This window comes from Streptomyces sp. NPDC103540 (genome assembly GCF_055584445.1).
Genome location: NZ_JBVJMA010000042.1, coordinates 1,871 through 3,300, shown reverse-complemented (window position 1 = coordinate 3,300; position 1,430 = coordinate 1,871). Strand labels below are relative to the sequence as shown.

Below are 1,430 nucleotides of genomic sequence, written 5' to 3'. Positions count from 1 at the left end.
CTTCAGAACTAACACAGTGGACGCGAGCAACTGAGGACAAGCCCTCGGCCTATTAGTACCAGTCAGCTCCACCCGTTACCGGGCTTCCACATCTGGCCTATCAACCCAGTCGTCTACTGGGAGCCTTACCCTCTCAAGGAGGTGGGAATACTCATCTTGAAGCAGGCTTCCCGCTTAGATGCTTTCAGCGGTTATCCCTCCCGAACGTAGCCAACCAGCCATGCCCTTGGCAGGACAACTGGCACACCAGAGGTTCGTCCGTCCCGGTCCTCTCGTACTAGGGACAGCCCTTCTCAATATTCCTACGCGCACAGCGGATAGGGACCGAACTGTCTCACGACGTTCTAAACCCAGCTCGCGTACCGCTTTAATGGGCGAACAGCCCAACCCTTGGGACCGACTCCAGCCCCAGGATGCGACGAGCCGACATCGAGGTGCCAAACCATCCCGTCGATATGGACTCTTGGGGAAGATCAGCCTGTTATCCCCGGGGTACCTTTTATCCGTTGAGCGACGGCGCTTCCACAAGCCACCGCCGGATCACTAGTCCCGACTTTCGTCCCTGCTCGACCCGTCGGTCTCACAGTCAAGCTCCCTTGTGCACTTACACTCAACACCTGATTGCCAACCAGGCTGAGGGAACCTTTGGGCGCCTCCGTTACCCTTTGGGAGGCAACCGCCCCAGTTAAACTACCCATCAGACACTGTCCCTGATCCGGATCACGGACCGAGGTTAGACATCCAGCACGACCAGAGTGGTATTTCAACGGCGACTCCACCATGACTGGCGTCACGGCTTCAAAGTCTCCCACCTATCCTACACAAGCCGAACCGAACACCAATATCAAACTGTAGTAAAGGTCCCGGGGTCTTTCCGTCCTGCTGCGCGAAACGAGCATCTTTACTCGTAGTGCAATTTCACCGGGCCTATGGTTGAGACAGTCGAGAAGTCGTTACGCCATTCGTGCAGGTCGGAACTTACCCGACAAGGAATTTCGCTACCTTAGGATGGTTATAGTTACCACCGCCGTTTACTGGCGCTTAAGTTCTCAGCTTCGCAACCCCGAAAGGTCACTAACCGGTCCCCTTAACGTTCCAGCACCGGGCAGGCGTCAGTCCGTATACATCGCCTTACGGCTTCGCACGGACCTGTGTTTTTAGTAAACAGTCGCTTCTCGCTGGTCTCTGCGGCCACCCCCAGCTCACGGAGCAAGTCCGATCACCAGTGATGGCCCCCCTTCTCCCGAAGTTACGGGGGCATTTTGCCGAGTTCCTTAACCATAGTTCACCCGAACGCCTCGGTATTCTCTACCTGACCACCTGAGTCGGTTTAGGGTACGGGCCGCCATGAAACTCGCTAGAGGCTTTTCTCGACAGCATAGGATCATCCACTTCACCACAATCGGCTCGGCATCAGGTCTCAGCCTTAT

At 56.0% G+C, this 1,430-nt stretch carries 1 rRNA gene (cut by a window edge); it reads right to left on the bottom strand.

Annotated elements, in window-relative coordinates:
• Positions 1 to 32: 32 nt before the first annotated feature.
• A 23S ribosomal RNA gene (locus ACZ6ZI_RS40195) occupies positions 33 to 1,430 on the bottom strand (it continues 1,821 nt past the right edge of the window).